Below are 5,311 nucleotides of genomic sequence, written 5' to 3'. Positions count from 1 at the left end.
ACTCACACCAAGGCTGTGGAAGCAGCACTTCGCTGACCAGCCCTTAACCTCGCAAGTCACAATAATCTGACAGACGATATCCTGCTCAGCAAGTATGCATCATCTGACGTGTGGTGTCATCACGCCGATGCGGTGGCGCTTACGTTCAAGGCTAGGTAGCTTAACGTTAAAAAATCAGCCAATCATGTTTCGGTACATAACTTGACTTTGGTTCCTACTCTTGATGCCTTTCCGATTCGCTTAGTAAAGGATTTTATAACAAATCTCAATAATTAGATAGGTATCGTGTTAACGTGTTAGCACAACGTGAGAATGTCCGGTTCAGTCGTGTTAATGACACCATGAAGGCGGGCGAGGATGACGATCATGATGAGCGAACAAGAAGTAAGCAGGCTGCCCTGCCCTGTGTGCCAACATAGACCTGAGCCACATGATTTTGAGATAACGTATATATCAGGGCGCTCAGGAGATCAAAAATGCCAAAGCCAATCACCGTTGTTGACTCGATGGTCAAACCCGATCCAGCACTTGAAAAACGGACTCGCCGGGTCTTTACGGCTGAATGCAAACTATCGATTCTTCAGAAAGCTGATGCTTGCAAGCATGGTGAACTCAGGTGACCCGGCCACTATTGAGAAATGCATCAACTTCCCAACTCTGTCGCGGGTCATTGAAAAAGCAATTTAATTATTAAATAAGCGGCTCAAATGAGGCTGACAAGTTCCACAATCAGCTAAAATCTAGATTGTTCAAGGTTCCCCGTGCGACAGTTCAGGGTCAAATGAGGGAACTTATGTATTTTAGAAATAGGAATTAGACACATGATCTGGACAAATGATGATCTTGAGGCGTTATATCTAGACATATGTAGGGATATGTCTGTTGAGAAGACGTATCGCGAAAAACTGTACCTTACTGCAAATCGATCTAAAAATCCGACTGAGTTGGCAGCGCTTGGATTATTTCTAGCCAAATCGAAAAAACTCAATCTTTCACATAAAGTTGCATCTTGCGTCGTTTTTATTTACAAATGCATTGAACAAGAGCAAGTTGATGTTCTACAGAATAATTTCTGTTTTATTGAACATTTAGAAGCTGATATTTTTCGTAGTATAAATTATTCAGAAGAATTTAAAGCTACTAAAGATGACTATCGTCAAGTATACTTATCCATCTTGACAGCTAAATGGCATGCTGAAATTTTTCTACAGAAAAATCCAATCAAAACATATGAAAAAGTCATTTCATTCGCAAAGAATATAATTTCAACAAGAAATAGAATAACGCTATCACAAAACATTGGCAGTTGTCTTTTAGTTTACGCCTATTTCCTTTTCTCTCAAGGTGATTTTAATCATGCCAGAGAGGTTATAAATTTTCTTTGGAAATTTTATTGTAACTCTGTTAAATTGTTGGACGAGGAAGTCTTTCCGGCATCGCAACACATGGGGGATCTCGCAAGGTTTTCAGTGATGGCTAAGTCCGCATGTGTGGGTCGTGAATGGATAGATAATAAACCTAAACGCGAAAACTTTTGGAATGCTAGGAGAGTAATGTCTATTACTAGCCGAGTAAAGTTAATCGATGACAACTTATTTTGCAAGAATTTTGAAATATTTTTGTCAAACAAGTAAGAGAATGACGAATAAATCCCTGTCCCCAAGAATACATAAGGAAACTCTGAATAACTCCGTGTGACCTATGTGAGGCGTCACGGTATGATTTGGATGTCGCCTTCTATCAATGAGTGATCACGTCATGAGCCAGTTGAGTTTTTCTGATTTTGAGCACAGTACGAAACGCAAACAGACTCGCCGGGAGAAGTTTCTTCTGGAGATGGATCAAGTGATTCCTTGGAGCCGTTTGCTCGCATTGATTGAGCCTGTTTACCCTAAAGGTAGAACTGGTCGACCGCCGTACGCACTTGAAGCTATGCTGCGTATCCATTTCATGCAGCAATGGTTTGCACTCAGCGATCCAGCCATGGAAGAGGCACTATACGACAGCTACTGTATGCGCAAATTCGCTGGACTGTCTTTGTCTATGGGCGGCATTCCGGATGAGACGACGATCTTGAATTTTCGTAGACTGCTTGAAACACATGATCTTGCAGAACAGTTTTTTGCAACGATCAACGATTTGCTGACTGAGCAAGGTTTGATGCTGCGCCAGGGGACAATCGTGGACGCTACGATCATCAGCGCTCCCAGCTCGACAAAGAACTCCACACGCTCCAGAGATCCAGAGATGCGGTCGACGAAGAAAGGCAATAACTGGCACTTTGGCATGAAGGCACATATCGGTGTTGATTTTGCAACGGGATTTGTTCACACAACGGTTTGCACGTCTGCCAATGAGCATGATGTGACGCAAACACACGCATTGCTGCATGGTGAGGAAGAGTATGTGTTCGGTGATTCAGGTTACATCGGAGCAGAGAAACGCCCTGAACTTGAGGACGTCGATGTCGAGTGGCATATTGCGATGAAGCCCAGCCAACGACAAGCGATCAAGGATGAGGAGGCTCGTGAGCTTACGGGCGCCGTTGAACGAACCAAGGCTTCAATTCGTGCCAAGGTAGAGCATGCCTTTCGTATTCTCAAGTGCCAATTTGGCTACCGAAAAGTGCGCTACCGGGGCTTGCTCAAGAACACCGCGCAGGTCGTCACGCTACTGGCGCTTGGAAATATCTGGATGGCCCGAGAAGATTTGATGGGAGGCATGGGATAAATCCGCCCAAAATGGGCAAAAAGCCCCAGTTTAGGGCTTGTAAGGGTCAGATTTTCTCAAGACTCGTCATTTTTGACTATAAAAGCAAGAAATATTGAGCCCGCTTGAACGAAACCTTTTTCCTACGTCAAAAACACGAGTAGTTCAGAGGTTCCTTGAAATGCAAAAACAAGTAAAACAAACTCAGAAATTAAATAAGTTTTATAAATATATGGATAATTACGAATTTCAGTATAAAGAAAACAGAGAAAAACTTGCCTTGATGAAAAGGAGAGATTTAGTTGGGTCCTTAGGGGCGTTGGATTTTTTGATTAAAAACGAAATTCAGCTTAAAAAGCATTTTTCTTCTTCATCCAAACAACTCAAATCACCAATTGTGTCGTATTGTATACCATTAATGGGACGCTTAAGTGACATACAAGAGACATTGCAATACAATTTAACTCAGCATCATGATATGTCTGTTGTTGTTGAGTTTGTTGTCATCTTATTTAATGATTTTGATGGTGTTAGTTTTGAATGGATAACTAAAAATTTTTCAAATCATATAAAAAATGGACTTTTAAAAATAATTAACTCATATGATCTTGATTCTTGGCATTTTGGAAAAGCTAAAAATGCTTTCGTAGGAAATATAAATGGAAGTATTTATTCAAGTCTAGATGGTGATAATTTCGTTACTCGTCATGAAACATTTCGTCTGCTAGAGATTAATCGAAAATATAGAAACCATTTTCTATTACATCATTTTTCAGGAAAATGGGGCGATGGAACCAGTGGACGAGTTAGCGTTCCAAGCTCGATATATTCACGCATAAAATATGATCCTCTGTTGCTTCCTCGACAATTTGATGAGATTGATTTTATGATCAGAGCGCTTCGAGAAGATCCAACATTGCCATTTCTTTGTGTAGACATAAATTCGCACATGTTTGTTAAGTCAAAATTTGCAAACGATATTTATACACAAGAAGAATTAAAAAATGATATCATTCAAATAAAAGAATATGAAAGAAAGCTTCCAGCAAACCCTAAAGGATCAAATTACGTAGAAGCACTGCCATATTTAGAACAATTTGGACGTATTAATGCTACGCTTTGTGCGCTTAGCGGCAAAATTGATTCTCAGTATCAGAATCTTCTTGAAAATAGATTACAAGACTCTAAACAAAAACTGATTGAGCTATTGCCAATCAAAAATGCATTAGATATTTTTTTCTACAAACAAAAAAAAGAAACCATCCTTTCTAAACATAAGTTTTGTGTTTTTTTAGTTGTGAAAGACGAAGATATTTTCTTGCAAGATCTTGTAAAGCATTATGAAAATCTAGGTGTTACTGATTTTTTCATTATAGATGATAATTCTAAAACTCCGGTGCAAAATGTTTTGAGACAAAACAATGTACATGTTTTTGTACCCAAGATTGGTCGTTTCAAAAACTTCAAAACAATTTGGATTGAAGTATTGATTAATTATTTTCTTGATACTAATGATTGGTACCTGACAATTGATGCTGATGAGTTTATAGAGTTGCCGTCTAAGTATAAATCGTTTCTTGATCTAACTAAACATCTTGATGAGATTGGCAAAATATTTATGCCAGGTCTGTTAGTTGATTTAGTTCCAAATCCTTCCATCAATTTAAATGATATAAAAAACAATTATAAAAATTATCTTACTCATTTTTTGCAACTAAAGACACCTGTGTCGAAAGAATATGAAAATATCTCATCTATTAAATGGGCATTCGGCCCTTATGCCGACATTTCTTGGAAGCATGATATACGATATCATTTGTATCAAACTATAGATTGTTTAAGAAAAATACCGTTAGTGAAACACACAAAATTTCGACATCTTCATCAAGGATTTCATACGTTGTACATTAATGATCACAAGTGTAAAGTTTCTGATAAAATTTGGGGAGATGATTATTTAATTATTTATCATTATAAATTCGCAAAACAATTTGATGAATCATTACGTTTACAAAGTAAATTACTTGCTTCAAATTATTTTGACCGTACAGAAAAAAACATTTTGAAATCACTGGAAACTACACCAGATCAGCTTATGGCCAAAATAAAGATTTTGCAAAATCAGTTAGTCTCGAAGGTTAAGGATATGTAAAATGAAATATCCTAGAGAAAGTACAGCTTGGTGCGACAGCCCAGCTTTAAATATGTAATAATGAGCGGCCCAACAAGACCTTGCGCGGTATGACCTCAAGGTCGTCTCGAATAATCTCTGATTTTTAAAAAATCATTTTCGCAATCGATTGATTTTGAAACACAATTTTCATAAAATAGGATTTTTTATATGGGCACCTCGAACAACCCTCGATTTTTGGGTAGTGAATTAAAACATAAAAACTTCTTTATGGAAAATTGATTAAAATTACTTTTTTGATCAGAATTAGGCTGACTTTTGCCTGATTGAGGCTTGAATTGCGCTTTTTAGGCGCAATTCTGCCCCGCCAAGCCCTATATGGGCGCACCTCGGCCACCATTTGTCGCGACCAAATAGAGGAAACTCTGAATAACTCCGTGTGACCTATGTGAGGCGTCACGGTATGATTTG

The 5,311-nt window shown here is 38.4% G+C and carries 5 protein-coding genes; 4 read left to right on the top strand and 1 reads right to left on the bottom strand.

Translation table 11 applies throughout. From position 1 onward, the window contains the following. The first annotated feature begins 476 nt into the window (after nucleotides 1–476). The 4 genes from ACOI06_RS14340 (at nucleotide 477) to ACOI06_RS14325 (ending at nucleotide 4,861) form a co-directional block, all read left to right on the top strand. Entirely contained in the window at nucleotides 477–620 is a 144-nt protein-coding gene (locus ACOI06_RS14340) for a hypothetical protein (protein ID WP_420663279.1), read from the top strand. A gap of 201 nt (nucleotides 621–821) precedes the next feature. Then, nucleotides 822–1,634, top strand: coding sequence for a hypothetical protein (locus ACOI06_RS14335; protein ID WP_420663278.1), 813 nt, complete (start codon nucleotides 822–824; stop codon nucleotides 1,632–1,634). Nucleotides 1,635–1,758: 124 nt separating this feature from the next. Continuing rightward, entirely contained in the window at nucleotides 1,759–2,730 is a 972-nt protein-coding gene (locus ACOI06_RS14330; protein ID WP_420663277.1) for an IS5 family transposase, read from the top strand. A 160-nt stretch (nucleotides 2,731–2,890) separates the two neighbouring features. After that, complete coding sequence (locus tag ACOI06_RS14325) at nucleotides 2,891–4,861, top strand: glycosyltransferase family 2 protein (RefSeq protein WP_420663276.1); 1,971 nt, start codon at nucleotides 2,891–2,893, stop codon at nucleotides 4,859–4,861. 247 nt (nucleotides 4,862–5,108) lie between these two features. On the opposite strand, the gene ACOI06_RS14320 is transcribed toward ACOI06_RS14325, so the two are convergent. Further along, nucleotides 5,109–5,311: hypothetical protein (locus ACOI06_RS14320; protein ID WP_420663275.1), on the bottom strand; the 203-nt coding region annotated here is incomplete at its 5' end.

The organism is Orrella sp. 11846 (genome assembly GCF_048820935.1).
Lineage (GTDB): Bacteria > Pseudomonadota > Gammaproteobacteria > Burkholderiales > Burkholderiaceae_B > Algicoccus.
Note: the sequence above shows the minus strand (reverse complement) of the source record. Positions and strands in the feature narration are given on the sequence as shown.